The following is a 23,355-nucleotide window of genomic DNA, read 5'->3' as shown; positions in this document are numbered from 1 at the left end:
ATCATGAGCCGTATGGCTATCCGGTTACGCACCGCCAGTTTTGCGATGCTGCTGGGCCTCGGCGCCAGCAATGCCTTCGCCCAGTCGCCTGCTGAATTCATCGAACAGGCTTCGGCCAAAGGCATGGCCGATATCGAAACCAGTCGCATGGCCCACGCCAAAACCTCGTCCCAGGAAATCAAGGACTACACGATTGAGGTTATCAACGAGCGCACCCTGGCCAACCAGCATCTTGCGGCCATCGCCAAGAAGCTCGACCTGCCGGTGGCGCCACGCGAGAAGATCGTCGACAAAGCCGAAACCCTGATGCCCGCACTCAAGGATGGCGATTCGTTTGACGCCGCCTACACCGCGCAGCAGGTCAAGGAAAACGAAGACGCCATTGCCCTGTTCAAGCAGGAAGGCGCCGCGTCGGATGTACCTGAGATAAAAGCGTTGGTGGACGAAACCCTGCCCAAGCTGGAAGAGCGTCTGCAAAAGGCCCGCGCTTTGGCGTCGACCTACGGTAAAGGTCACCAAGGCGACGGTTGAGCCTTGATTTGATACCAAAGAACGGCGGTTGGAAAGCGCTCCAACCGCCGTTTTTTTACGCCTGGTTCAGGTCTGTTTTGGCTTTTGCAGCGTCATCGGTGGCATCGCCACAATTGCTGTTCAGGCTGACCGTGCCGGCGTCGCCGATACTGCGATATTGCTGGCGCAGTTTTTCAAGCTCTTTGCGGTCCAGGCCATCCAGGCTCAGTACAGCATTTTGCGCGTCCTTGGAGACGCGCAGCAGTTCGTCGATCTTGATGTGCAGGATGTCGTTGTCGCGGTTTTGCGTGTTCTGGATCAGGAACACCATCAGGAAAGTGATGATGGTGGTCGAGGTGTTGATGATCAGCTGCCAGGTGTCGTTGTAGTGAAAATACGGCCCGCTCAGGCTCCACAGGAATATCAGCGCGACGGCGGCGTAGAACGTCCTGGCACTGCCTGCCCAGCGGGACAGGGATTGCGAGATGGCGGAGAATTTCATGACCGTTTTCCTTGAATCAGGTGGGTGATGAAAGTATGGACCGCAGAGGCGCTTTGAAATTTCTTTTAACAATTGAGCTGATGAACGTCAGGGTCAGTTTTTGTCGCTGGTGCTTTTAGAACGCCAGTTCCGCCTGGCCTGTGCCTTCCAGCGCCAACAGGAATTGCTTGGCCTCCAGCCCGCCGGCAAACCCGGTCAGCCCGCCTGATGCACCGATGACCCGATGGCAGGGCGCAATGATCGAGATCGGGTTACGCCCATTCGCCGCGCCCACCGCGCGTACGGCTTTCGGGTTGCCGATTTGCGTGGCGATCTGGCTGTAGCTGCGGGTTTCGCCGAAGGGGATGGTCAGCAGCGCCTGCCAGACTTGCTTCTGGAATTCGGTGCCCACGAAGTCCAGCTCCAGCGCGAAGTGGTTGCGCGTTCCGGCAAAGTACTCGTTCAACTGGCGTTTGGTTTCCAGCAGCACCGAATTGTCGTTGGCTTCGTACAACTGACCAAGGCGTACTCGGTTGGCCCGCTCTTTCTCCCACAGGATCGCGCTGAGTTTGCCGTCGCGTGCGACCAGGGTCAGTTGGCCGACGGGGGAGGCCATGAGTGTGTATTCGTAGGGCATGAGCGGGCGCCTGATGGGGTGGGTGTTGTTCCAATCTAGAACAACAGGGCCCACTGAAAACTACGTTTCTTGCGCTTGAATTCGGGTCGGGTCATCGGTCTTGCTGCAGCACCTTGAGCGCTGCCGAGGCCAGAAAACCCGAGCGGCTTTTCTCTTCCGGGTGATGCAGAACATAGTCATCAATCCGGTTCAGCAGGTAGCCCGGCAAGGTGATGTTGAGCTTCTGCGCCTTGCCCAGGTATTTGGTGACATCAATGTCGACCACCGCCCAGGTACAGCCGGCGTACTGCGGGTTGGCCGCATGCAGGGTGACTTTCTGCGCGTTGGGAATCGGCGCGCCGTCTTCCGCCAGGATCTCGAAGTGCCCTTCGATGGCCTCACGGGCCATGGCCATGGCGTCGTCCAGGTCGTCACCGGCCGAGTAGCAGCCTGGAATGTCCGGGACTTCTACGCCCCAGGCGTGGTCGTCGTCACCGGTTGAAATGGCAATGGGGTAAAGCATGTCGGTTGTCCTCCGGGGACGGTTAACTCAGCAGAGCTTGTTTCAAAATGCTCTTGGCGGTCTTGTCCAGCAGGTCCTTTTTTGGATGGGGAATCGTCACCAGCCCCGGCTTCGTCGGGTGCTTGAAGTGATGATGACTGCCTCTGGTGCGCACCAGGTACCAGCCGTCCGCAACGATATGCCCTATCAAATATCGGCTATCCACATCACCTCCTTGTGGCGTGTGTTGGTGGTGACTATAACCACTAAAAATAAAAGATCAACACGCTGCCTGTCGATGGCCGATGACCGGCTTTTCGGTAGCGCGTGAAGGAAGTGTATGAGCGCGCAGCCATAGCGTTGCGCAGAGGTATTGCGAGGTTTTGCGGGGGTGTTACCGGGTGTGTAAAGCCTCTGTAATGACGGCGAGAAACGCCTCAACCAGCACACTTTTTGTTTCAGTTGGGGTCAGGACCAACAACTGCGCACAGGCATCCGTCTCTACCAACGGCCGGTAAGTCACGCCCTTGTTCATCAAACTTTGTGTGCATGCCGGTACCAGCGCCACGCCTTGGCCGGCTGCCACCAGTGCGATGATCGAGGTGATCTGCCGCCCCGTCGGCCCCGCCCGCAGAGGTTGGCCGTGATGGCGGTAAAGCTGCTCGATGGACTGGTTCAGCCCCGAACCATAATCCTGCGGAAACAGGATCAACGGGTAGACACTGAGCTGTGCCAGGCTGACCTGAGCCTGGCTCGCCAGCGGGTTGTCACTGGATACCGCTGCCACCAACGGCTCGCCGCCCAGCGACAGCGCTTGGACCTTCGCGTTGTGTGGCAGCAAGCGACTCAAGCCGATGTCCAGCCGCCCATCCGCCACCTGCGCACCCAGGCTGCCGGAGGCGCATTCCACCAGCGTCAATTGCACATCGGGAAAGCGCTGGGCAAATGCCTGGATGGTCTGGCTGAACAGGTCTGACAGGGCGATTGAGCTGACATAACCCACGGACAGTTGCGCGGCGGTCCCGGCGGCCAATTTGGCGGCGACCACGCGTGCCAGTTCCACTTGTTCCAATACGCCACGCGCGTATGGCAAGAACGAACGGCCCTGGGCAGTCAGGGTGACCGAGCGGCTGGTGCGATCAAACAGCTTGAACCCCAGCTCAGTCTCCAGCGCGGAAATCTGCCGAGTCAGCGGCGGCTGGGCCAGATGCAGGCGAAGTGCCGCACGGCCGAAGTGCAGTTCTTCGGCGACCATCAGAAAGTAACGCAGCTTGCGTAGGTCGAGCATCCTGTTCCCTGGGTATTGATCGGTTCGAAATCGGTATTGGTTTAAGGCGCGTCCGCCATTCTATAAAGACCTCACAAAATAAAACGAGAGGTTTCATGAAACCGCGCCTGCATTGTGCCCGCCTTGCCCTGTTCCTGTGTGGCTGCGCGGCGTTTCTCAACCTCTATGCCACCCAGAGCATTCTCCAGACCTTTGCCGCGCAGTTCGCGATCAGCGCCAAGGCGGCGGGGTGGAGCATTACGGTGACGACGTTGGCCGTGGCGATTACCGCGCCGTTTGTCAGCCGGCTGACGGGGCGTTTCGAGCAACGCACGGTGATCTCTGTGGCCGCATTGCTGCTGGCGGTGCCTGCGCTGATGACGGCCTACGCCGACAGTTTTGCCGAAGTCCTGGTGTGGCGGTTTGTCGAAGGCATGCTGATTCCGGTGGTATTTGCCACCAGCGTGGCGTACATCGGCGACCGCTGGAAGGGCGGGACGGTGACCGAAGTCACCAGCCTTTATGTGGCGGGGACGGTGCTGGGCGGGTTCGCAGGGCGCTTCGTTACCGGGGTGATGACGGCGTATGTGGGGTGGCGCGAAGCCTTCGAATTGCTCGCGGTGTTGAGCCTGATGGTCGGCGGTTTTATCCAGTTTCTGTTGCCTGCCAACCGGCTGCGGGCCGAGCGCATTAACACCTCGTATTCGGGCCTTTTTCGCCCACCCTTGTTGGCGGCCTACGCCGTTGGTTTTTGCGTACTGTTCTCCCAGGTTGCGGCGTTTACCTACGTCGGCCTGTACCTGAGCTTGCCGCCATTCAGCTTGGGGCCGGCGCCCCTGGGCACGCTTTACACGGTGTTCCTGCTGGCACTGGTTGTGATCCCCATCGCGGGCCGCCTCAGCAAAGCTCGGCCCCATGCCGAACTTTTGAGCGTTGCCGCCGTGCTCGGTGTGACGGGCTCGGCGCTCACCCTGTTGCCGTCCCTGTGGTGCATCGTCGTGGGCCTGGCACTCAGTTCCACCGGTGTATTTCTCGCCCAGGCCGCCGCTAACGCGTTCACCGCCGCCACCGCCGGCGACAACAAGGCGGGTGCCGTCGGTGTGTACCTGACGTGCTATTACCTGGGCGGCAGCTGCGGTGCCATCCTCCCGGCATTGATCTGGGCGCTTTGGGGCTGGGCAGGCTGCGTCGTGTTGATTATCGCCTTCCAACTGTTGAACCTGCTGATCGCCCTGACCGGCTGGAAGCGCCCTAAACCAGCGTTGGTCCCGACACCATGACCGACACCGTCGCCGTGCCTGCTTCTGAAACACCCCACCGCCATCGTGCCTTGATCGCCGGCTGCAGCGCCCATGCCGTGCACGATGGGCTCACCGACGTCATCTATGTGCTGCTGCCAATCTGGCAGGCACAGTTCGCGTTGTCTTACGCTCAGATCGGGCTTTTACGCGGCGCCTATTCCGGGATGATGGCGGTGTTCCAGCTCATGGCCAGCCGCGCCGCCAAGCGCTGGGGGCGCGTACCGATGCTGGTGGGCGGCACCGCGCTGGCGGGCGTCGCTTACTTATTGGCAGGGCAAGCCAGCGGGTTGGTCATGTTGCTGCTGGCGCTGTTACTGGGCGGGCTGGGCGCCAGCACCCAACACCCACTGGCGTCCTCAATGATCACCGATGCCTACGAGGACGGTGGCGGGGTCAAGCAAGCGCTGTCCCAATACAACTTCTCCGGTGACATTGGAAAAACCCTGATCCCGGGGCTGATCGGCCTGTTGCTCACCGTCATCAGTTGGCGTGCCAGTGCCACACTGCTTGGGTTGTTGGGGTTGGCGGCGGCGGGGTTGCTGTGGTGGCTGGTGCCTGCTCAAACGTCCGAAACAACCTCTGGAAATAAGGCCAAAGCCTTCAGCGGCAGCGGCTCCATTGCCGGCCTGCGCGCCTTGATTCTCACCGGCACCCTCGACAGCGCCGTGCGCATGGGCTTTCTCACCTTCCTGCCGTTCCTGCTGCAAGCCAAAGGTGCCGGCACCGCCGGGATCGGCCTGGCGCTGACGTTGCTGTTTATCGGCGGCGCGTTCGGCAAGTTGCTCTGCGGCTACCTCGGTGCCCGCATCGGCATGATGAAGACCGTGTGGCTGACGGAAACCAGCACGGCCCTGCTGATAGTGGCGGCGGTGTACCTGCCGCTGAGTGGGCTGATGCTGATGTTGCCGGTAGTGGGGCTGGCGCTCAACGGCACGTCATCGGTGCTCTACGGCGCCGTGCCGGACCTGGCGGGAGCAGGTAAGCGCGAGCAGGCCTTCGCGGTGTTCTACACCGGCACCATCGGCGGCGGGGCGCTGGCCCCCGTGGTGTTTGGCGGGGTGGGCGACGCGTTGGGCGTGCCGGTGGCGGTGATGGTGTTGGCGGGGCTGTTGTTGCTGACGTTGCCGTTGGCGTGGGGGTGCAGCGTGGGATAGCGCTGGAAAGTTAACGGGCTCTTTTCGTATGGAAAACTCAGTTGTGTCCTACGTCATGACACAGGTTGCCTGGCTGTAGAGTTTGCGCTTTGCAAATCCCGGCGCCTGTTTCGTACGCCTATTAAGGTGGGAGTGATGGAGAAAAAGCTGTTCAATCGTCTGGTCGAAAGCATGACCCAGATGGACGAGATCGTACGGGGCGAGCGCTCACCCTCTCGCGAATTTTTTGTGGACGCCTTGAAGGTGAAAGAAATTCGACACGCTACGGGTTTGTCACAAGCACGCTTTGCGAAGGCGATCGATGTGCCTGTGGGGACGCTTCAAAACTGGGAGCAAGGACGACGTGAACCAGAAGGCCCGGCGAGGGCACTATTGCGGGCCTTATACAATGATCCTGAGCATGTATTGGCCGCTCTGGGGCAGAGATGAACCGCTGAGGTGCTCAGCAGCATCGTGTTGTTTCGCATCTTGCGGCATTGCCTACACAACACGCAGACACCGCCAAGCACTTTAAACGGCTGAAGTCAGCGAAAACGGAATGCGCAACGCCCCGACAGGCCCTTCACGCACCCCGCACATTTCATCGTGGACGCAGTGCTGCACCAGCACGCAGGGAAAGGGTGGAACCCGTTGCAGGAGGTTGCGCAAATGTGTGGTGGAGCCGATACGCATCGGCTTGGCGTTGTCGTCCACAAGTGTCATCTCGACATGGTCGAGCCTGACCCGCGCGATGTAGAAGCCGCCCTCCAGCGACAGCAACTCCAGTTCGCGTATCTCGCCCTTCACGGCCAGTTCGGTGAGCAGGTGCATATTCATGATTTACCCTCGCAGTGGGTCACTCATTGGCGACGAAAGAACAACGTGACCTGGCCCCATTCGACGCCGAACTTGGTCATGCTCGAACGGTTGATCAAGGTGTCCTCGTCCATCAGGTACATCCAGTCATCAAAGCTGACTTCGTAGACTGAGCCGTCCACCGGCAGGTTGAGCCGGTAGCGCCAACGCAGTGCGTTACCCGCCACTTCGCCGATGGCCTCACCGACCACATCCCCGGCCCGCCCGCGCCACCGCCCGGGGCCATCCGGCGTCAGCGTCCACACCCGTTGCTGGCGCGTGCCATCGCTGTACAGGAAGCGTTCGTCGAGAATCAAGGCGCTGCCCTCGCGGTGGCTGACGATATTCACCTCAAAGCGCTTGGCCACTTCGCCGGAACGCTTCTGGAAAATCCCCCACGCCTTGACGGGCTTGCTGAAGAAACGCTCCAGGTCCAACTGCGGCTGCTGGTCCGCGTAGTGGTCCACCCCGACGTTGCTGCAACTGCTCACACTCAACACCAGCAACAATGAAACCAGTAGACGTGTCATTGCCCGGCTCCTAGATCGCGCACGGCGAAGCGCCAGCGCCAGTGCTGATACTTGTACAGAAATATTGATTTGTACAGGTTTTGGCAAAGTAAATAGCTGATCCACCAAATTCCACCCATAAAAAAACCGGCCACCAAGGGCCGGTTTTTTTGTGCGTCTCCCGGCAGAACCCGTATGACGCAAGCGCAAAATCTGAGTGGAGCGGGTAGAGGGAATCGAACCCTCGTCGGAAGCTTGGGAAGCTACTGTTCTACCATTAAACTATACCCGCTCAGAGCGGCTGACTTTGTACCAGATGTTCACCGGGATTTGAAGTTTTTCTTCGAAAAATGTGCGGGTTACCTGCATCGAACCGGGCGCCAGCTTGTGTGGGAGCTGGCTTGCCTGCGATAGCATCACCTGAGTGTGACTGACACACCACGGCGCCTGCATCGCGGGCAAGCCCAGCCCCCACCTAAGCGGATGCTTATCCTGTCCGTCATTTCAAATCGCAAAAGCATGCTGCGTCTGGCCCTGGTGATAGCGCAACCGGTTGACCTGGCGCTGCGGTTTCAAAAAGCCCACCACTGCATCGCGGCTGTCCCGACAGGCGGCTTTGTGCTCCATGTCCAGAAAATGCCCGGTTGCCTGGATGGTGCTGAAGCTGCTCTTGGCCACGTGCTGGCCAAACAGCTTGGCATCCTCGGCGCTGGTGTACTCGTCCCACTCGCCATTCAAGAACAGCACCGGGATATCGATCTGCCGGGCCGCCTTGAGGTAGCACAGCCGATCGCTGTTGAGCACGTGGCTGATGTGGAAATGCATCTGCCCATATTCATGCTCGGCCAGGCTGCTCACGTGTTTGTAATTGAAACGCTTGAACAGCGACGGCAAGTGTTTGCCGATGGTGCTGTTGACCAGGTGGCCGACGCGGTCGCGGTCGAGGCTGCCGAGGTAGTCGACGCCACGTTCGAGGTAGTCACGCATCGGCGCATTGATCACCGGGGAAAACGAACTGATCACGGCCTTTTCCACGCGCCGCGGGCGCTCGGCGAGGGCGACCAGGGTGGCGGCGCCGCCCCAGGAGAATGACAGCACGTGCTCGGCGGCAAAGTGGTCGATGAGTTCCAGGAGGAGCTGGCCTTCGACTTCCTTTGTCAGCATTTGCTCATGGCGGTTATGGATTTTGGAGCGGCCAGCGTAGGGCTGGTCGTATAAAACCACATTGAATTGCGGGTACAGGCTTTTCACGGTTTGGGCGAAGGATGCCGTGGTGGCCATGGAGCCGTTGACCAAAATGATGGTCTTGGCAGCTGCGTCCGCGCGATAGAACTCCGTGTAAACCCGATACTGACCCTGTATATCCAACACAGCGATTTCTGGCCTCATGTCGTAAGACTCCTGGCAAGCGGGTAGTGCGCGCAGATCACTCTGCACGAGCTTTATGACAGGTAGGCATACGCCTGGAAGATGATCGCCCATGTCGGTCCGATAGCGGCTGGCCGACGGCTGTTGTTGTGGCGGGCTGTTTGCCTGAGAGGCCCGTGGATCAAGCGCGGGCGGGGCAAGGTGTTTCTTGGAGGTTATAGGCGACTCGCCAGTCATATTTAAACTGGTGATTTTGATTCAAGCAGCAGAGGTGCCACCTCGCAAGGCGACAAACTGGTTTTTTGCCATCACCGGCCGAACGGTCGTCAGACCTGTCGGATTTCGTCGTCGGTCAGCGCCCGGTATTCGCCCGGCGCCAGTGCCGCATCCAGCACCAGTGGCCCCATTCGCTCACGGTGCAGGCCGATGACCTTGTTATCAAAATGCCCGAACATGCGCTTCACCTGGTGATAGCGACCTTCGACGATGCTCAAGCGCGCCGTCGTCGGCCCCAGCAATTCCAGCTCGGCGGGTTGGGTGGTGAGGTCTTCAAAGGCGAAGTACAGGCCCGCCGCAAACGTCACCGCGTATTCCGGCCCGATGGCCTGCTCGGTTTCCACGCGGTAAACCTTGGGCAGTTTGGTCTGCGGCTGCGTCAGGCGTCGCGACCATTGGCCGTCGTTGGTGATCAGCATCAGCCCGGTGGTGTTGAAGTCCAGGCGCCCGGCGATGTGCAGTTCGCCCTTGTCCGGCTCCTCCAGCCAGTCGAGGACGGTGGGGTGTTGCGGGTCGGACGTGGCGCTCACACAGCCTTGGGGTTTGTACAGCATGAAATAACGCGCCGGTTTCCCCGCCTGCAGCACGTCGCCATCGACGCACACACGGCTGAACTCGCGCACTTCATGGTGTGGGTCGCTGACGGCCACGCCATCGACGCTCACTCGGCGCTCTACCAACAGCAAACGCACTTGCTGGCGATTGAAGCGCGGCAGGTTACTGAGGAAACGATCTACGCGCATTACGCTTGTTCAGCCCCACGCAGTTGCGCGTCCACCTGGGCGCAACGCGGGCACAGGCAGGCTGTGTTGCGCAGCGCGTCCGGCAGCGCTTCGAGCACCGCCGGGTCGATGGTGACGCTGTAGCACCAGCAGGCTTGGTCGGCGGTGCGCGGGTCGGCCAGCGAGCAGTCGTTGCGGGCGCCGCAGGCGGGGCAAAGGGTTGGTGTGGTCATCGGTCGGTTCAGGCGGTATCGGGCAGGGCCCCGGAGTTCCCTGCACGATACAGCGCCGCCCCGCTATTGCAAGCTGCGCAGGTAGGCGCGCCAGCCGCCGAAGTGGCTGATGTCCACCGCGCCGCTCAGGCCGTAGGGTTCGCAGATGAAACCCGTTTCCCAACGGCCGTCCGCCAGTTGTACCTTGCCCAGGCCCAGTGGCGCCGGGATGCCGGTAAGGAACGAGCCAAGCTCACTGCTCGGCAGTTCCCACACTTCTACGTCGATGGCCACGCCGCCCTCGCTCACCCGCAGCATGCCGGGGCGATAGGGCGGGCCGCCGGGCAGGGCGAACAGTTGGTAATCCGGCGAGCTGTGGGTGCGCTCCAGCAAGTGCGCACCGCGGCGCAGCAGTTGGCCGTTCAACCCCAGCCCTTGCAGGTGCGCGCCACACACCACCAGCCGTGTGACGTCATGGCTGGTGGTGCTGGCAGTCGTAGCCATCGCCGCGTCCTGCTGGCGTTGCAGGGCGTCCGCCACGCCCAACAGGTATTGATCGGTAAAAGCACGGCCAAACAGTGTCACGCCCCAGGGCAAACCGTTGGCCATAAACGCGCTGGGCACGGCGACGGCCGCGTAGTCCAGCAGGTTCATGAAGTTGGTGTAGTAGCCCAGTTCGGCGTTGCGCAGCACCGGTTCGGCGCGCAGTTCTTCAAGGGAAACCGGTCGACCGATCGTCGGCGTCAGCACGCAATCGAGCCCTTGCAGCAAACGATCGCAGTGCGCTTTCAAGGTTTGCAGGCGGTATTGAGCACGGAAGGTGTCGACGCCCGTCACTGCGGGTGCCTTGGCCAACACCGCACGAATCACGGGCAGTACGGCGTCGGGGTCGCGCTCCATCAATGCCCCCGCGACGCTGTAGCGCTCGGCCACCCACGGCCCGTCGTAGAGCAGGCGCGCGGCTTCGAGGAACGGCGACAGGTCCAGGCTGACCGGCTCGCCGCCCAGCGCGATCATGCGGGCGATGGCCTGCTGAAACAGCTGTGGGCCTTGTGCGCAGCCGAAGAATTCCAGGTCTTGCGCGCGCGGCACGCCAAAGCGAAACGGCCTCGGCGCACCAAAGGCCGAAGCGTCATTCCACGCCGGGTTCTGGCGGCTGTAGGCATCGCGCGGATCCAGTGTGGCCGTCAGCGCCAGCAACTGGCTGGCCTCGCGCGCCGTGCGGGTGAACGTGGTGACGCAATCCAGCGTACGGCACGCCGGCACCACGCCCGCCGTCGAGATCAGGCCTTTGCTCGCCTTGAGCCCCACCAGGTTATTCAGCGCCGCCGGCACCCGCCCCGAGCCAGCGGTGTCGGTGCCCAAGGCAAAGCTCGCCACGCCCAGCGCGACAGCCAGCGACGACCCGGCGCTGGAGCCGCCCGCCGGGTATTCGCGCAGCACACTGTTGGGGCAGGCGCCATACGGCGAGCGGCTGCCATTGAGCCCGGTGGCGAACTGGTCCAGGTTGGTCTTGCCCAGCGGCACCGCGCCCAGGGCGATCAACTGCTCGACAATCGTCGCACTGCGCTCGGGCACATAGGCAAAGGCCGGGCAGGCCGCCGTGGTCGGAATGCCGGCCAGGTCGATGTTGTCCTTGACCGCAAAAGGCACGCCAAACAACGGCAACTCAGAAGGCTCACGACCGTCCAGCGCGGCCAGGTATGGCTCCAGTTCTGCCAGGCTGAGCAGGTGGATGAACAGGTGATAGTCGGGGTTCAATTGCGCGGCTTTTTCACGCAGTTGCACCAGCAAAGTGCGCGGCGTGGTGTCGCCGCTGAGGTAGGCATTGCGCAGGGTATCGAGTTGCAGATTCATGGCTTGTCCGCCTGTCGAAAAAGAAAAGTCAGTCACGTTCCAGCACCACCACCCGCTGCCCGGCGCTGATGCCGCTGCCGGGTTGCACGGGGATCTCGCGCACGGTGCCGGCGAACGGCGCCACCACCGGAATTTCCATTTTCATGGACTCCAGCATCACCAGCACATCACCGCTGGCGACCCGCTCGCCGGCAGTAACCTGGACCTGCCAAAGGTTGCCGGCGATAGGGCTGTCGACGCTGCATTCATTGGCGCGTAACGGTGTGTCCGCGCTCAAGGGCGCTGCCGGTTCCTCGCTGTCGAAATGCGCCTGGCCACTGGCGATCCAGCGCTCGCGCTCGGCATTGAAGGCGTGGCGCTGATGCGCCCGAAACGCGTCGATACCGGGTGCTTCCCGCGCCAGGAATTCCTGGTAGTGCGCCAGGTTCAACTGGCTGTGTTCGATGTTCAGTTCAAAGCGCCCGAGGGGAAAGTCTCGACGAATGCGCTGCAGTTCTTCAGCGCTCACCGGGTAGAACCGAATCTGGTCGAAAAACCGCAGCAACCACGGCTTGCCGTCAAACGCCGCCACTTCCCGGTAGCGGTTCCACATCTGCAAGGTGCGGCCCACAAACTGATAACCGCCGGGGCCTTCCATGCCATACACGCACAGGTAAGCACCACCGATGCCCACTGAGTTTTCCGCCGTCCAGGTGCGGGCGGGGTTGTATTTGGTGGTCACCAGGCGGTGGCGCGGGTCAAGCGGTGTGGCCACCGGTGCGCCGAGGTAGACATCCCCCAGGCCCATCACCAGGTAGCTGGCGTCGAACACCGTGTGGCGTACTTCGTCGAGGTTGGCGAGGTCGTTGATGCGGCGGATGAACTCCAGGTTACTCGGGCACCACGGCGCGTCCTTGCGCACGGTGGTCATGTATTTTTCGATGGCCAGTTGGCAGGCCGGGTCATCCCAGGACAACGGCAAATGCACGATGCGCGAGGGCACTTGCAGGTTTTGCGTGGCACACACGCGGGTCCATTCGCGGCTGACCAGCGCCAACAAATCGGCCAGGGGCAGTTGCTCAGGTTGGTAGTGGATTTGCAGCGAGCGGATGCCCGGCGTCAGGTCGATCACGCCCCGCAAAGCGCGGGCCTGGAGCGCCTGCATCAGCGCATGGGCGCGAAAGCGCAGCACCAGGTCGAGTTCAGGCGCGCCGATTTCCAGCAGCAGGTGAGTGTCGCCGGCGAGGCGGGCGACGAGGCGCGTGTCGGCGTCGCCGATGTCCAGCACCACAGGTGAAATGATCTGACTGGGGTTGAGGTTAATGCGCCCACATTGATCCCAGTTCAGGGCGAGCGCGCGGGCGGTGGTGAGATCGACTGGCTCGAAGCGGAGCGTGTCGCCAGCCTTCAGTTGCCCCAGCTGCCACAAGTCGGCCTCGATCACCGTCACAGGGCACACAAACCCGCCCAGGCTTGGCCCATCCGGCCCAAGGATCACCGGCATGTCGCCGGTAAAATCCACAGCCCCGATCGCATAGGGGTTGTCGTGAATATTCGACGGATGCAGCCCCGCCTCGCCGCCGTCCGTGCGCGCCCACACAGGCTTGGGGCCGATCAACCGCACGCCGGTACGACTGGAGTTGAAATGCACTTCCCATTGGGTGGCGAAAAAGGTGTCGATGTACTCGGGCTTGAAGTATTCCGGTGCGCCGTGGGGGCCGTAAATCACACGTAATGCGCGCACGGCTGCCAGCGGTTGCGGGGTCAATTCGCGTCCGGCGCTGGCGTCTACCAGCGGCGGCAGATGCAACACATCTCCGGCGCGCAAAGCCCGCCCGCCGTGCCCGCCAAACTGGCCCAGGGTGAAGGTGCTTTTGCTGCCCAGATAGTCCGGCACTTGCAGCCCACCGCGCACACACAGGTAGCTGCGCGCGCCTGCCCCGGCGATAGTGCCAAGGCTCAGGACCGAGCCCGGTTCAATCAGCAGGGCGGTGTTCATCGGCACCGCTGCGTCATTGAGCAGCAACGCAATATCCGCTCCTGTCACCGCGACCACCGCTGCGCAATTGAAACGCAGCAGCGGCCCGCTCATGGTGATTTCCAATGCCGCTGCGCCATCGCTGTTATCCAGCAGACGGTTGCCAAGGCGCAGCGCGCGACTGTCCATCGGCCCGGACGGCGGCACGCCCACGGCCCAGTAACCGAGACGGCCAGGGTAATCCTGCACGCTGGTTTGCGTGCCTGCGCTGAGCACTTCGAAGGTGTTGGCTACATAGACCAGACCGTCCAGGCAGCGCGTCCATGGGTGGCCACTGGCGAAAGGCGCGGCGAGCAGGATCTGGCGCAGGTAATCGCGATTGGTTTCGACGCCGTACAGCTGGCTGTCGCTCAGAGCCTGATGCAACGCCAGGCGCGCTTGTTCGCGGGTCGGTGCCCAGGTGATGAGCTTGGCGATCATCGGGTCGAAGTAGGGCGGGATCTCGCAGCCGGCCTCCACCCAGGTATCGATGCGCAAACCCTCGGCCACCGGGAAGTCCACACGGGTCAACAGCCCCGGGCTGGGCTGGAAATCCTTGCCCGGATCTTCCGCATACAGCCGCGCCTGAATCGCATGGCCGTGTGGCTTCAGATCCAATGTGTTCAGCGGCGGCAATTCACCGGCGGCCAGTTGCACCATCCAGCGCACCAGGTCCACGCCCCACACTTGCTCGGTAACGCCGTGCTCCACCTGCAGCCGCGTGTTCACTTCGAGGAAATAGAAGCGGCCATCGGCGCTGTCAAAGATGAACTCCACGGTGCCGGCGCTGCGGTAATTCACCGCCTTGGCCAGGGTGATTGCCGCCGCGCACAACGCCTCGGCCATGCCGTCGGGCAGGTTCGGTGCCGGGGTTTCTTCGAGGACTTTCTGGTTGCGCCGCTGCACGGAGCAGTCGCGCACGCCGAGGGCGATCACCTCACCTGCGCCGTCGCCGAACACCTGCACTTCCAGGTGGCGGGCGTGCTCGATGTACTTCTCGATAAACACGCCGGCATCGCTGAAGTTGTTCTGCCCCAGGCGTTTGACCGCCTCGAAGGATTCGCTCAACTCAGCCGCGCTGCGGCACACGCGCATGCCAATACCGCCACCCCCCGCGGTGCTTTTGAGCATCACCGGATACCCCACGTGGTCAGCGGCCAGCAGCGCCACCTCCAGGCTGTCGAGCAGCTCAGTGCCTTCCAGCAGTGGGATCTGGTGCTGCTTGGCCAAGGCGCGGGCGGTGTGCTTGAGGCCGAAGACGCGCAGTTGCTCTGGCGTCGGCCCGACGAAGGCAATGCCGGCGCTTTCGCAGGCTTCGGCAAACGCGGCGTTTTCCGACAGAAAGCCGTAGCCAGGATGAATGGCGGTGGCGCCACAGGCTTTGGCCGTGGCGAGGATTTTTTCCACCGCCAGGTAGGTGCCCGTCGCAGCACCTTCGCCGAGGCTGTAGGCCTCGTCGGCTTGCTGGATATGCAGGCTGGCCGCATCGGCTTCGGCGTACACAGCGATGCCTTTGACCTGCAGCTCGCGCAAGGTGCGCAGGATGCGGCAGGCGATGGCGCCGCGGTTGGCGATCAAGAGTTTTTCGAACATGGCAGAACCCTGCGGGCCGTCCCGCAAAGTGAAGGTGACGCTACGGTCGTCCGCAGCGCAAATTCCGAAATCAGTGGAGATCCAAAATGTGGGAGCGGGCTTGCCCGCGATGGCGGTGTATCAGTCACGCCATTGGTCGACTGACGCACCGCCATCGCAGGCAAGCCAGCTCCCACATTTTTGAACCTCAGTGTTTGTTAAGGCACTGCCCGCTGCGCGCCTGGCACAGCGCGAACAGCCATTGGCGCAACCGCTTTATTTTCAGTTCCATACCAGTAACTCCGCAGGGGTTGGGTTGTAGCCATTGCACGGATTGTTCAGTTGCGGGCAGTTGGAAATCAGCACGATCACGTCCATCTCGGCGCGCAGGTCCACGTACTTGCCGGGGGCGGAAATACCGTCTTCGAAGGTCAGCCCGCCATCTGCTGTCACCGGCACATTCATGAAGAAATTGATGTTCGGCCCGATGTCGCTTTTACCCAGGCGCCCGTCATGGGCACAGGCGCGCAGGTAGTTGTCGCGGCAGCTGTGCATGTAGCGTTTTTCCAGGGCGTAGCGCACGGTGTTGCTCTCCTGGGCGCAGGCGCCGCCGAGGGTGTCGTGGCGCCCGCAGGTGTCGTCGACGATGGTCAGCATTGGCTGGCCGAGGTTGGAATACAGCACGCTGCCGGTACTCAGGTAGACGCTGTTTTGCCGACGCAACGTGCGCTGCACGTCGTAGCGCTCGCGCGGGTTTTGCAGGCTGTAGAACAGCGTGTCGACGGCCTGGTTGCCTTCAAGGTCGAGGATGCGCAAGGTCTGGCCGGCCTTGACCTCCATCAGCCAAGGCTCGCCAGCGGCAATGGTGGCGCGGTACACGGCCGCGTCCGGTTGTTTCAGTGCGATAGACATGGCAGCTCCTCAGGCAAACAGACGGTCGGTGTTGATAAAGCCGCGCTCATTTTCCGGGCGCGACGTGCGGCAGTGTTCAGCGACGCTTGGGTCAGCATTCATCCAGCTCAGTTTCAGCGGTTGCGGGGCGTAGTTGGGGTTGGGATCCATCGGGTGTTGCAGGGCGGTGAGCACCACCAACGTGTCCATCGGCGCGTAGAGTTCGATGCAGTCACCGGCTTTGGAATTGCCCGGCACAAAGTGCAAGCCACCGTGTTCGTCCACGCTGACGCGGCTGAACAGGTTGAGGGTCATCAGCAAGTCGGACAGGCCCAGGCCCCACTTGCCCAGCTCCACCAGCAGGTTGTCGGTGCCATTGCGGAAGAAGCCGTTGCGCAGCTCCTGATAACGGCCTTGACCGTATTTTTCGGCCACCTCGGCGGCGCACAGCACGCCGCCGATGCTGTCGCTCCAGCCGCAGGTGTCGGCGGTGATCGCGGCCAGCACGCGGCCCATGTCCGAGTACAGGCAATGGCCGGCGGTGAGCTTGGCGGTGTGTTGGCATTTGAGGCTGTCGGGCAGGTTCAGGCGCTCGGTTTTTTCGTTGGCATTGAGCAGGGTCAGGCTAACGTTAGCGCCGCCACGGATGTCGGTAAGGCGCAGCAGTTGGCCGCGTTTGAGCACAAAGGAACGGTGGCCGCCGCCGGGCAGCATTTCCTCGGCGAAGGGCGGGAACAGTTGGGTGGAATCGGTCATTTGGAAGTCGCTCCAAGTTCGGCGGCGATTGCCTTGCGGCGCTCGCTGTTCAAAGGAATGTCGTAGGTGATGCGGGCGCCATATGCGCCGGGGGTATGGGGGTCGACGCGGACTTTGTCGAACACCAGCAGGCGGGTGCCGAGGCTGAAGCCTTCGCTCAGGTCGTGGGTGACCATGAACACTGTCAGCCGGGTTTCGCGCCACAGCGCCAGCAGCAACTGGTGCATGTCTTTGCGAATGCCCGGGTCGAGGGCGCCGAACGGTTCATCCAGCAGCAACACGCGCGGTTTCATGATCAAGGCCTGGGCGATGGCCAGGCGTTGCTGCATGCCACCGGAGAGCTGCGCCGGGTACTTGTCGAGCGCGTGGCCGAGACCGACCTTGTGCAGCAATGCGGCGGCGTGCTCGCGGGTGTCTTTTTTTGCTTTGCCGAACAGTCGACCCAGTAACGGCGAGCGCGGCAACTCAAGGCCGAGGGTGACGTTGTCCAGCACGCTCAAATGCGGGAACACTGAATAACGCTGGAACACCACGCCACGGCTGGCATCCGGCTCGGCCGCGAGGGCCTGGCCGTCCAGCAGGATCTGGCCTTTGCTCGCGGTTTCCTGGCCCAGCAACAGGCGCAGGAAGGTGGATTTGCCGCAGCCGGAGGTGCCCACCAAGGTGCAAAACTCACCCTCGGCCACCTGCAGGTTCAGGCCTTCCAACACCACTTGGTCGCCATAGCGCTGCCACACGTTGTTGACGCTGATAAAGCTCATGCCCGCGCTCCTTCGTACCAGGGGAACGCGCGCCGGGTCAGGGCCTTGAGGCCCCAGTCCATCAGCCAGGCGAGCAGGGTGATCCACACCACGTAGGGCAGAATCACATCCATCGCGAGGTAACGGCGCACCAGGAAAATCCGGTAGCCCAGGCCGTCAGTGGAGGCGATGGCTTCAGCGGCGATCAGGAACAACCACGCCGAGCCCAGCATCAGCCGTAACGAGATCAGCAGGCGCGGCAGTAATTGCGGGAGCACCACGCGCAGCATCAAGGTCCAGGTGGAAGCACCGAGGGTCTGCGCCTTGACCAGCAATTCGACGGGAATTTCCCGCGCGCGTTGTTCCAGGTCACGGGCCAGGGCCGGGGTGATGCCGATGACAATCAGCATCACTTTGGATAACTCCCCCAGGCCAAACACGATGAACAGGATTGGCAGGATCGCCAGCGGCGGCACCATCGACAGCACCGTCAGCAGCGGCGACAACGGCGCGCCAAACAGCGGCAGCGTCCCGGCGGCGATGCCCAGGCACAGGCCGGCGAGGGCGCTGATGCCCAGGCCGATGGCCAGGCGGCGCAGGCTTGATGCGCTGTCTTGCCACAGCACGTATTCACCGGTGCGCGCATCGGCGCTGAACGCCAGGCGTTTAACCGCGTCGCCCATTTGTACGGCGCTGGGCAGCAGCTTGTCGTTGGGGTTGTCTGCCAGGCGCTCGGCCGAGCCCACGAAGTAGGCGAGCAGCAGCAAAGCGAACGGCAGCAGCACCAGCAGCAGGCGGCTGGCGCGTTCCGGGTGACGGTTGATCAGGCGCATGGCCGGGTCCTCTTACAGCGTGCCGTCGGCGGCCATCTGCACGTAGCTGGGGTCGAAATGCAGCTTGAGGTTGGCGGTGTCGCCGCTGGTCACGCCGTTGGCGAAACTCATGCCCACGGCGCTGGTGTCCTTGGCCCCTTCGCCGAGCAAGCCGTGCTCAAACGAGAACTCGGCGACCTTGCGCATGGTGGCGGGCAACTGCGCGCTGGTAGCGAAGGCCAGCGCTTCCTTGGGCGTGGCGAACAGCTTGGTGGTGTCCAGTTGCGACTGGAACCCCTTGAGGTCGGTGCCGGAGGCCTTGGCCATGTGTTCCAGGGCGTCGGTGCTGGCGGCGTTTTTCGCATTCATCAGCGCGACCACTTCAAACCAGGCACCGGTCAGCGCCTTGCCCAGCTTGGGGTTGTCTTTAAGGGTCTGGGTGTTGACCACCATCATGTCCATGATTTCGCCGGGGACTTTGCTGGAGTCGAACACTTCGCTGACGCCGGGCTTGGCCTTGATCTCGGAGAGCATGGGGTTCCAGGTGGTGACGGCTTGCACCTGGTCGGTGTTGAAGGCGGCGGCGATGTCGGCGTCGGAGGTGTTGACCACTTTCAGGTCTTTCTCAGTGAGGTCGGCTGACTCCAGCGCGCGGGCCAGCAGGTAGTGGGAGACCGAGAGTTCCACCAGGTTGACGTTCATGCCCTTGAGGTCGGCCACGGTTTTGCCGGTGCCCTTGATCACCACGCCGTCGTTGCCGTTGGAGAAGTCGCTGACCACCAGTGCGGTGCTGTCCACACCACCGGCGGCGGGGATCGTCAGGGCGTCCATGTTGGTCATGGTGCAGCCGTCAAACTGCCCGGCGGTGTACTGGTTGATGGATTCGACGTAGTCGTTGAGCTGGACCATGTCGATCTTGATGCCGTACTTCTTCGCCCATTTGTCGAGGATGCCTTGGCTGCCGGCATACTCCCAGGGCATCCAACCGGCATAGATGGTCCAGCACACGCTGAAATGGTCTTTGGGGGCGGCTTGGGTTTGAACGCTCAGCACGGCGGCAAAGGCGGCGGCGAGCAAGGCGGGTAAACGCAGTAGTGGCATGGGGCTTCTCCAGTTGAACATGGGCGAGCAGGAGCAACGCGGCACCGTAAACGGTGGCTTGTCTCCCGGGCTTTTATCCCGCCGTGTAACCTCAACTGGAGGTCGCCAACTCTCGGACCAGCCACTCGCATCAAGCGAGCCGGAACCCTAGTCAGCCATTGCAAATTGTGGTGCCGCGAACCTGTAATGAATCCTGCACGGTGGGAGGCAAAGCGAGAGTCGTGCCAAGTCAGCGGCGGGCTCGTAGAACGCGGGTTTGCGCAACAGAGGTGATGCGCAGGCGCACAGGTGTGCGTTGTGCTGGTGCGCAGTTGCACTGCAATGAGGCGATCGATTCGTCTGAAACAGGTGTTTCAACCTGTGTCAGAAACGCACCAGATTCTGTTTTTGATGTCAGATATTTCGTCATTCGGTGAAATCCGAATGCCGCCCTCCAGCGTCGCTGGAGGTGCTCTTCCGCGGTCCAGGAGGCCGCCATGTATCGACGACTGCTGCTCACCGTTTTACTCGGTCTGACCCTTTCCGCTTGTGTGCCCTATTACGATGGAGGCGCGACTTACTATCGATCAGAGGTCTACACCGCACCGGCCCCGGCCTATTACTACGGCGGCCCGGCCTATTATCAATACGGGCGCAGCTACTATGCGCCGCCACCGCGCTACTACTCGGCGCCGCGGTATTACCAGCCGGCACCGCGCTACTACCCTCGGCCCGCTTACAGGCCGTACCCGAATCAGGGCTGGGGCGGGCATTGGGGCAATGGCGGGCCAGGCCGTGGATCCGATCACGGAGGAGGTCGCGGCGGTCATCGTTGACAAATCTGGATTTCAAGCGGCGCTACAGGCGCCGCTTTTTTATGTGTACCGTTTGTCGATACTGTCAGATTTAACAGCTATCGTAAGGGCTTCAGATAGGCTTCACTGCGGTTTCGCCGTTGTGCGTTGCCAAGAGGCCAGTGGGTGTATGGGATTTCATATGATCAAACAGTCAGCGTGCCTGCTTGCCCTGATGGCAGGCGGCATCGCGCAGGTACACGCGGAGCAGGGTTGCCCTTATCCATCGTCGGTCAAATATGAAAAGGGTTATTTCATCGCCTCGAACGGGCAGTCGTCATGGCAAAGCCCAAAGGTCGATGTTCCCGACTTCGCCGACCGGTTCATTGGTGCGCTCTTCACCCCGGGCAAAGGCCAGGAACGGGAAAACGGTTACCTGGACAAGTGTGTGTACCTGATGGGCAACGGGCAGGTGGTGGCGCTGAGATACGACATGCCGGAAAGAATCAACACCATGTCGCTGACGAGCACCCTGTATTGGGAGCTCGCCAACGATGCGCTGAAGCAGGTGGTCTATATCTGCGAGGATCGGCAGCCGGACAACTGTGCCTTCACGGTCAGGAGCCGTAACTGATGTTCTGTCAATAATCGGACAGGTCTGCCAAAGGGTTCCTGCCTTCCCACGCCTTGGCGAAGTGCGCCTGTACCACCGCTTCCGGGACGCTGTTGACATCGGGCCAGTGCCAGTGGGGCGTCTGGTCCTTGTCGATCAGGCGCGCCCGTACCCCTTCGCTGAACTCCGGATGGCGGCAGCAATTGAGGCTCAAGGTGTACTCCATCTGGAACACCTCGGCCAACGACAAGTGCCGGGCACGCTGGATCTGTTCCCACACCAGGTGTGCGGTCAGCGGGCAGCCTTCACTGAGGGTCTTGCCGGCGCGACTGAACAGCGGGTCGGCGTGGTCGCGCAACAAGCTCAAGGCGCGCCAGGCACAGCTTACGTCGCCGACATCCAGCCATTCGTCGATCTGTGCTCTGCGCGGTAACCATTGTGCTTCGGGTTGTTGCCCAGTGGCTTCCTGGTCCAGCGCCCTGAGCAGGCTGTTGAGTTGTATCGCGGTCTGTTCCTGCCAGTTCAGTTGCAGCAGGCCTTCGATCAGCTCTTCTTGCTGGTCGTCACGCAGAAAACGGTCGGCCAGGCCGAGGTCCAACGCATCACGACCATTGATGTGCGCGCCGGTGAGGCCCAGGAACAGGCCGAGCTTGCCGGGCAGCCGTGACAGGAACCAGCTTGCGCCCACGTCCGGGTACAGGCCGATGCTGATCTCGGGCATGGCCAGGCGGCTGCTCGGTGTGACGATGCGCACCGCCGCACTTTGCAGCAGACCCATGCCGCCACCCAGCACGTAGCCATGGCCCCAGCAAATCAGCGGTTTCGGGTAGGTGTGCAGGCGATAGTCGAGGCGGTATTCCGCGGCGAAAAACTGTGCGGCCAACGGCGGCACCACGTCTGGGTGTTCACGGCAGGCTTGAGCCAGGCTGCGTACCTCGCCGCCGGCGCAAAAAGCCTTGGCGCCGTTGCCGCGCAGCAGCACGCAGGTGATGTTCGGGTCTTTGGCCCAGGCATCCAGGCGTTCGCCCAGGGCCAGGATCATCGGTAATGACAGTGCATTGAGGGACTTTTCAGCGTCCAGGCTGGCGATGCCGAGGCGGGCACCGCCGCTGCCGGTCAACTCTTCGAAGTGCAGGTTCATCGTGACCTCAATCGAGACAGTGAAGGTTCAGTATGATCGCTTCAACGGAAAGTGTCGGTTGTGTGTCAGATCAATTGACAAGCGGGGTCGGCTTTCCTAGGGTTCGCCCATTCTTTTTTACGCGATGACCCCACCATGACCGAAGGCGACCGTATCAAACTCGAACCCAGCTGGAAACACGCCCTGCGGGATGAGTTCGACCAGCCCTACATGGCCGAACTGCGTGAGTTTCTGCGTCAGGAACACGCTGCCGGCAAAGAGATCTACCCGCCGGGACCGCTGATTTTCAACGCGCTTAATTCCACGCCGCTGGACAAGGTCAAGGTGGTGATCCTCGGCCAGGACCCGTACCACGGCCCGGGCCAGGCCCATGGCTTGTGCTTTTCGGTGCAACCGGGTGTGCCGACGCCGCCGTCGCTGGTGAATATTTACAAAGAGCTCAAGCGTGACCTGAATATCGACATCCCCAACCACGGTTGCCTGCAAAGCTGGGCGGATCAGGGCGTGTTGATGCTCAACACCACCATGACCGTGGAGCGCGCCAACGCCAACGCCCATGCGGGCAAGGGCTGGCAGCACTTTACCGATCGGGTTATCCAGGTGGTCAGCGAGCATCAGCCGCACTTGGTGTTCCTGTTGTGGGGCGCTCATGCGCAAGGCAAGCAAAAGCTGGTGGATGCGACCAAGCATTTGGTGCTGACGTCGGTGCACCCGTCGCCATTGTCGGCGTACCGTGGGTTTTTGGGGTGTGGGCATTTCAGCCGTACCAACAAGTTTCTTGAGCAGAATGGCGAGGCGCCGATTGAGTGGCGGTTGCCGCCAATCTAGAGCTCGCAGTGATCTGGGGCTGGCTTGAGTGGCGATGGCGGTTTATAGCCGATGCGTAGATGGGGGGTATATCCGTTATTTGGGTGATGGCTTCTATGGGTTCCGCCCTTACGGCGGGTCACTTTTGAAAGGAGCCGGAATGCCGGCCCAGCCAAAAGTAACCAAAAGGCTCTTGCCCCTCCACTCGGTGCCTCGCTGTGGCTCGGCATGCCCGCACTCCGGCTTGAATCCGTGGGCCGCCGTGACGGGCCATCCATGGCCCAACACGGCTAACCCGGCGTCCTGCCGGGTTGCCCACGGATTCAAGCCTGCGTGCGGCCATCGTGGTTAACGGGGCGCCTGAGATCAACATCAAAATCAAGATCTACAGCACGGCGGCCTGAAAGCCGACCTGAGTGGTTGAAGCAGAAGCAGGGCAACAGCAGAGCAGCACAACTTTTACCTGGTGAAATGAGATTTACTGTGGGAGCGGGCTTGCTCGCGAAGGCGGTGTGTCAGTCAACAGATTCATTGGCTGATACAC

General features: G+C 61.8%; 25 protein-coding genes, 1 tRNA gene and 1 riboswitch. Of the genes, 7 read left to right on the top strand and 19 right to left on the bottom strand.

Annotated elements, in window-relative coordinates:
* Nucleotides 1-3 precede the first annotated feature (3 nt).
* Nucleotides 4-531, top strand: coding sequence for a DUF4142 domain-containing protein (locus WBB95_RS06605; RefSeq protein WP_424486833.1), 528 nt, complete (start codon nucleotides 4-6; stop codon nucleotides 529-531).
* Between the two features lie 55 nt (nucleotides 532-586).
* On the opposite strand, the gene WBB95_RS06600 is transcribed toward WBB95_RS06605, so the two are convergent.
* From WBB95_RS06600 to WBB95_RS06580, 5 genes are all read right to left on the bottom strand, one after another.
* Nucleotides 587-1,012, bottom strand: a complete 426-nt coding sequence (locus tag WBB95_RS06600) for a low affinity iron permease family protein (RefSeq protein WP_424486832.1) — start codon at nucleotides 1,010-1,012, stop codon at nucleotides 587-589.
* Nucleotides 1,013-1,127: 115 nt separating this feature from the next.
* Nucleotides 1,128-1,628, bottom strand: coding sequence for a methylated-DNA--[protein]-cysteine S-methyltransferase (locus tag WBB95_RS06595; protein ID WP_424486831.1), 501 nt, complete (start codon nucleotides 1,626-1,628; stop codon nucleotides 1,128-1,130).
* Between the two features lie 91 nt (nucleotides 1,629-1,719).
* The gene (locus WBB95_RS06590) at nucleotides 1,720-2,130 is read right to left on the bottom strand and encodes a type II toxin-antitoxin system HicB family antitoxin (protein WP_424486830.1); all 411 of its coding nucleotides are present in this window, start codon (nucleotides 2,128-2,130) and stop codon (nucleotides 1,720-1,722) included.
* A 22-nt stretch (nucleotides 2,131-2,152) separates the two neighbouring features.
* Nucleotides 2,153-2,335 carry a type II toxin-antitoxin system HicA family toxin gene (locus WBB95_RS06585; RefSeq protein WP_017736377.1) on the bottom strand — a complete coding sequence of 61 codons (183 nt, stop codon included), beginning with the start codon at nucleotides 2,333-2,335 and terminating at the stop codon, nucleotides 2,153-2,155.
* A gap of 168 nt (nucleotides 2,336-2,503) precedes the next feature.
* Complete coding sequence (locus WBB95_RS06580; RefSeq protein ID WP_424486829.1) at nucleotides 2,504-3,397, bottom strand: LysR family transcriptional regulator; 894 nt, start codon at nucleotides 3,395-3,397, stop codon at nucleotides 2,504-2,506.
* Nucleotides 3,398-3,492: 95 nt separating this feature from the next.
* Here WBB95_RS06580 and WBB95_RS06575 point away from each other — a divergent pair, with 95 nt between their 5' ends.
* The 3 genes from WBB95_RS06575 to WBB95_RS06565 all read left to right on the top strand — a co-directional run bounded on the left by WBB95_RS06575 (nucleotide 3,493) and on the right by WBB95_RS06565 (nucleotide 6,260).
* On the top strand, nucleotides 3,493-4,656 hold the full coding sequence (locus WBB95_RS06575) for an MFS transporter (protein ID WP_424486828.1): 1,164 nt from the start codon (nucleotides 3,493-3,495) through the stop codon (nucleotides 4,654-4,656).
* On the top strand, nucleotides 4,653-5,831 hold the full coding sequence (locus WBB95_RS06570) for an MFS transporter (protein WP_424486827.1): 1,179 nt from the start codon (nucleotides 4,653-4,655) through the stop codon (nucleotides 5,829-5,831). The genes WBB95_RS06575 and WBB95_RS06570 overlap by 4 nt, the downstream gene beginning before the upstream one ends.
* Nucleotides 5,832-5,966: 135 nt before the next feature.
* Nucleotides 5,967-6,260 carry a helix-turn-helix domain-containing protein gene (locus tag WBB95_RS06565; RefSeq protein WP_424486826.1) on the top strand — a complete coding sequence of 98 codons (294 nt, stop codon included), beginning with the start codon at nucleotides 5,967-5,969 and terminating at the stop codon, nucleotides 6,258-6,260.
* An 81-nt stretch (nucleotides 6,261-6,341) separates the two neighbouring features.
* Here the strand turns inward: WBB95_RS06565 and WBB95_RS06560 are convergent, their stop codons facing one another.
* The 13 genes from WBB95_RS06560 to WBB95_RS06500 form a co-directional block, all read right to left on the bottom strand.
* A complete protein-coding gene (locus tag WBB95_RS06560) occupies nucleotides 6,342-6,647 on the bottom strand; it encodes a DUF6482 family protein (protein WP_424486825.1) in 306 nt (101 codons plus the stop codon).
* 23 nt (nucleotides 6,648-6,670) lie between these two features.
* Complete coding sequence (locus WBB95_RS06555) at nucleotides 6,671-7,195, bottom strand: DUF3833 domain-containing protein (protein ID WP_424486824.1); 525 nt, start codon at nucleotides 7,193-7,195, stop codon at nucleotides 6,671-6,673.
* 197 nt (nucleotides 7,196-7,392) lie between these two features.
* Nucleotides 7,393-7,466 (bottom strand) — tRNA-Gly (locus WBB95_RS06550).
* Between the two features lie 212 nt (nucleotides 7,467-7,678).
* Nucleotides 7,679-8,563: an alpha/beta fold hydrolase gene (locus tag WBB95_RS06545; RefSeq protein ID WP_424486823.1), complete on the bottom strand. Its 885-nt coding sequence runs from the start codon at nucleotides 8,561-8,563 to the stop codon at nucleotides 7,679-7,681.
* A gap of 305 nt (nucleotides 8,564-8,868) precedes the next feature.
* Nucleotides 8,869-9,561, bottom strand: coding sequence for a 16S rRNA pseudouridine(516) synthase (locus WBB95_RS06540; RefSeq protein WP_424486822.1), 693 nt, complete (start codon nucleotides 9,559-9,561; stop codon nucleotides 8,869-8,871).
* On the bottom strand, nucleotides 9,561-9,773 hold the full coding sequence (locus WBB95_RS06535; protein ID WP_424486821.1) for a cysteine-rich CWC family protein: 213 nt from the start codon (nucleotides 9,771-9,773) through the stop codon (nucleotides 9,561-9,563). The genes WBB95_RS06540 and WBB95_RS06535 overlap by 1 nt, the downstream gene beginning before the upstream one ends.
* Nucleotides 9,774-9,836: 63 nt before the next feature.
* Complete coding sequence (gene atzF / locus WBB95_RS06530) at nucleotides 9,837-11,609, bottom strand: allophanate hydrolase (protein WP_424486820.1); 1,773 nt, start codon at nucleotides 11,607-11,609, stop codon at nucleotides 9,837-9,839.
* Between the two features lie 28 nt (nucleotides 11,610-11,637).
* A complete protein-coding gene (uca, locus tag WBB95_RS06525; RefSeq protein ID WP_424486819.1) occupies nucleotides 11,638-15,198 on the bottom strand; it encodes an urea carboxylase in 3,561 nt (1,186 codons plus the stop codon).
* 261 nt (nucleotides 15,199-15,459) lie between these two features.
* On the bottom strand, nucleotides 15,460-16,089 hold the full coding sequence (locus tag WBB95_RS06520; RefSeq protein ID WP_424486818.1) for an urea amidolyase associated protein UAAP2: 630 nt from the start codon (nucleotides 16,087-16,089) through the stop codon (nucleotides 15,460-15,462).
* A 9-nt stretch (nucleotides 16,090-16,098) separates the two neighbouring features.
* Nucleotides 16,099-16,824 carry an urea amidolyase associated protein UAAP1 gene (locus WBB95_RS06515; RefSeq protein ID WP_424486817.1) on the bottom strand — a complete coding sequence of 242 codons (726 nt, stop codon included), beginning with the start codon at nucleotides 16,822-16,824 and terminating at the stop codon, nucleotides 16,099-16,101.
* Complete coding sequence (locus WBB95_RS06510; RefSeq protein WP_424486816.1) at nucleotides 16,821-17,585, bottom strand: ABC transporter ATP-binding protein; 765 nt, start codon at nucleotides 17,583-17,585, stop codon at nucleotides 16,821-16,823. Before WBB95_RS06510 ends, WBB95_RS06515 begins: the two co-directional genes overlap by 4 nt.
* Nucleotides 17,582-18,397, bottom strand: coding sequence for an ABC transporter permease (locus tag WBB95_RS06505; RefSeq protein WP_424486815.1), 816 nt, complete (start codon nucleotides 18,395-18,397; stop codon nucleotides 17,582-17,584). The genes WBB95_RS06510 and WBB95_RS06505 overlap by 4 nt, the downstream gene beginning before the upstream one ends.
* Before the next feature lie 12 nt (nucleotides 18,398-18,409).
* Nucleotides 18,410-19,477 (bottom strand): putative urea ABC transporter substrate-binding protein, encoded by a 1,068-nt coding sequence (locus tag WBB95_RS06500; RefSeq protein ID WP_424486814.1) that lies wholly within the window; start codon nucleotides 19,475-19,477, stop codon nucleotides 18,410-18,412.
* A 60-nt stretch (nucleotides 19,478-19,537) separates the two neighbouring features.
* Nucleotides 19,538-19,639, bottom strand: a riboswitch (guanidine-I (ykkC/yxkD leader).
* A gap of 314 nt (nucleotides 19,640-19,953) precedes the next feature.
* On the opposite strand from WBB95_RS06500, the gene WBB95_RS06495 reads away from it, so the two are divergent.
* Nucleotides 19,954-20,292: a hypothetical protein gene (locus WBB95_RS06495; protein WP_424486813.1), complete on the top strand. Its 339-nt coding sequence runs from the start codon at nucleotides 19,954-19,956 to the stop codon at nucleotides 20,290-20,292.
* A 160-nt stretch (nucleotides 20,293-20,452) separates the two neighbouring features.
* Nucleotides 20,453-20,884, top strand: a complete 432-nt coding sequence (locus WBB95_RS06490) for a DUF3757 domain-containing protein (protein WP_424486812.1) — start codon at nucleotides 20,453-20,455, stop codon at nucleotides 20,882-20,884.
* 7 nt (nucleotides 20,885-20,891) lie between these two features.
* Here the strand turns inward: WBB95_RS06490 and WBB95_RS06485 are convergent, their stop codons facing one another.
* Nucleotides 20,892-22,004, bottom strand: a complete 1,113-nt coding sequence (locus WBB95_RS06485) for an enoyl-CoA hydratase/isomerase family protein (RefSeq protein ID WP_424486811.1) — start codon at nucleotides 22,002-22,004, stop codon at nucleotides 20,892-20,894.
* 135 nt (nucleotides 22,005-22,139) lie between these two features.
* On the opposite strand from WBB95_RS06485, the gene ung reads away from it, so the two are divergent.
* On the top strand, nucleotides 22,140-22,832 hold the full coding sequence (gene ung / locus WBB95_RS06480) for a uracil-DNA glycosylase (protein WP_424486810.1): 693 nt from the start codon (nucleotides 22,140-22,142) through the stop codon (nucleotides 22,830-22,832).
* Nucleotides 22,833-23,355: the final 523 nt, after the last annotated feature.

It is taken from the genome of Pseudomonas sp. (genome assembly GCF_049645325.1).
GTDB lineage: Bacteria > Pseudomonadota > Gammaproteobacteria > Pseudomonadales > Pseudomonadaceae > Aquipseudomonas.
Note: the sequence above shows the minus strand (reverse complement) of the source record. Positions and strands in the feature narration are given on the sequence as shown.

Excerpts from the sequence above, each read along its gene's own strand:
- WBB95_RS06595 (WP_424486831.1), bottom strand. The coding sequence starts at position 1,628 with ATGCCCTACGAATACACACTCATGGCCTCCCCCGTCGGCCAACTGACC.
- WBB95_RS06600 (WP_424486832.1), bottom strand. The coding sequence starts at position 1,012 with ATGAAATTCTCCGCCATCTCGCAATCCCTGTCCCGCTGGGCAGGCAGT.
- WBB95_RS06485 (WP_424486811.1), bottom strand. The coding sequence starts at position 22,004 with ATGAACCTGCACTTCGAAGAGTTGACCGGCAGCGGCGGTGCCCGCCTC.
- WBB95_RS06545 (WP_424486823.1), bottom strand. The coding sequence starts at position 8,563 with ATGAGGCCAGAAATCGCTGTGTTGGATATACAGGGTCAGTATCGGGTT.
- atzF (WP_424486820.1), bottom strand. The coding sequence starts at position 11,609 with ATGAATCTGCAACTCGATACCCTGCGCAATGCCTACCTCAGCGGCGAC.
- ung (WP_424486810.1), top strand. The coding sequence starts at position 22,140 with ATGACCGAAGGCGACCGTATCAAACTCGAACCCAGCTGGAAACACGCC.
- WBB95_RS06500 (WP_424486814.1), bottom strand. The coding sequence starts at position 19,477 with ATGCCACTACTGCGTTTACCCGCCTTGCTCGCCGCCGCCTTTGCCGCC.
- WBB95_RS06605 (WP_424486833.1), top strand. The coding sequence starts at position 4 with ATGAGCCGTATGGCTATCCGGTTACGCACCGCCAGTTTTGCGATGCTG.
- WBB95_RS06570 (WP_424486827.1), top strand. The coding sequence starts at position 4,653 with ATGACCGACACCGTCGCCGTGCCTGCTTCTGAAACACCCCACCGCCAT.
- WBB95_RS06555 (WP_424486824.1), bottom strand. The coding sequence starts at position 7,195 with ATGACACGTCTACTGGTTTCATTGTTGCTGGTGTTGAGTGTGAGCAGT.
- WBB95_RS06575 (WP_424486828.1), top strand. The coding sequence starts at position 3,493 with ATGAAACCGCGCCTGCATTGTGCCCGCCTTGCCCTGTTCCTGTGTGGC.
- WBB95_RS06590 (WP_424486830.1), bottom strand. The coding sequence starts at position 2,130 with ATGCTTTACCCCATTGCCATTTCAACCGGTGACGACGACCACGCCTGG.
- WBB95_RS06495 (WP_424486813.1), top strand. The coding sequence starts at position 19,954 with ATGTATCGACGACTGCTGCTCACCGTTTTACTCGGTCTGACCCTTTCC.
- WBB95_RS06490 (WP_424486812.1), top strand. The coding sequence starts at position 20,453 with ATGATCAAACAGTCAGCGTGCCTGCTTGCCCTGATGGCAGGCGGCATC.
- WBB95_RS06560 (WP_424486825.1), bottom strand. The coding sequence starts at position 6,647 with ATGAATATGCACCTGCTCACCGAACTGGCCGTGAAGGGCGAGATACGC.
- WBB95_RS06540 (WP_424486822.1), bottom strand. The coding sequence starts at position 9,561 with ATGCGCGTAGATCGTTTCCTCAGTAACCTGCCGCGCTTCAATCGCCAG.
- uca (WP_424486819.1), bottom strand. The coding sequence starts at position 15,198 with ATGTTCGAAAAACTCTTGATCGCCAACCGCGGCGCCATCGCCTGCCGC.
- WBB95_RS06565 (WP_424486826.1), top strand. The coding sequence starts at position 5,967 with ATGGAGAAAAAGCTGTTCAATCGTCTGGTCGAAAGCATGACCCAGATG.
- WBB95_RS06505 (WP_424486815.1), bottom strand. The coding sequence starts at position 18,397 with ATGCGCCTGATCAACCGTCACCCGGAACGCGCCAGCCGCCTGCTGCTG.
- WBB95_RS06510 (WP_424486816.1), bottom strand. The coding sequence starts at position 17,585 with ATGAGCTTTATCAGCGTCAACAACGTGTGGCAGCGCTATGGCGACCAA.
- WBB95_RS06515 (WP_424486817.1), bottom strand. The coding sequence starts at position 16,824 with ATGACCGATTCCACCCAACTGTTCCCGCCCTTCGCCGAGGAAATGCTG.
- WBB95_RS06580 (WP_424486829.1), bottom strand. The coding sequence starts at position 3,397 with ATGCTCGACCTACGCAAGCTGCGTTACTTTCTGATGGTCGCCGAAGAA.
- WBB95_RS06535 (WP_424486821.1), bottom strand. The coding sequence starts at position 9,773 with ATGACCACACCAACCCTTTGCCCCGCCTGCGGCGCCCGCAACGACTGC.
- WBB95_RS06520 (WP_424486818.1), bottom strand. The coding sequence starts at position 16,089 with ATGTCTATCGCACTGAAACAACCGGACGCGGCCGTGTACCGCGCCACC.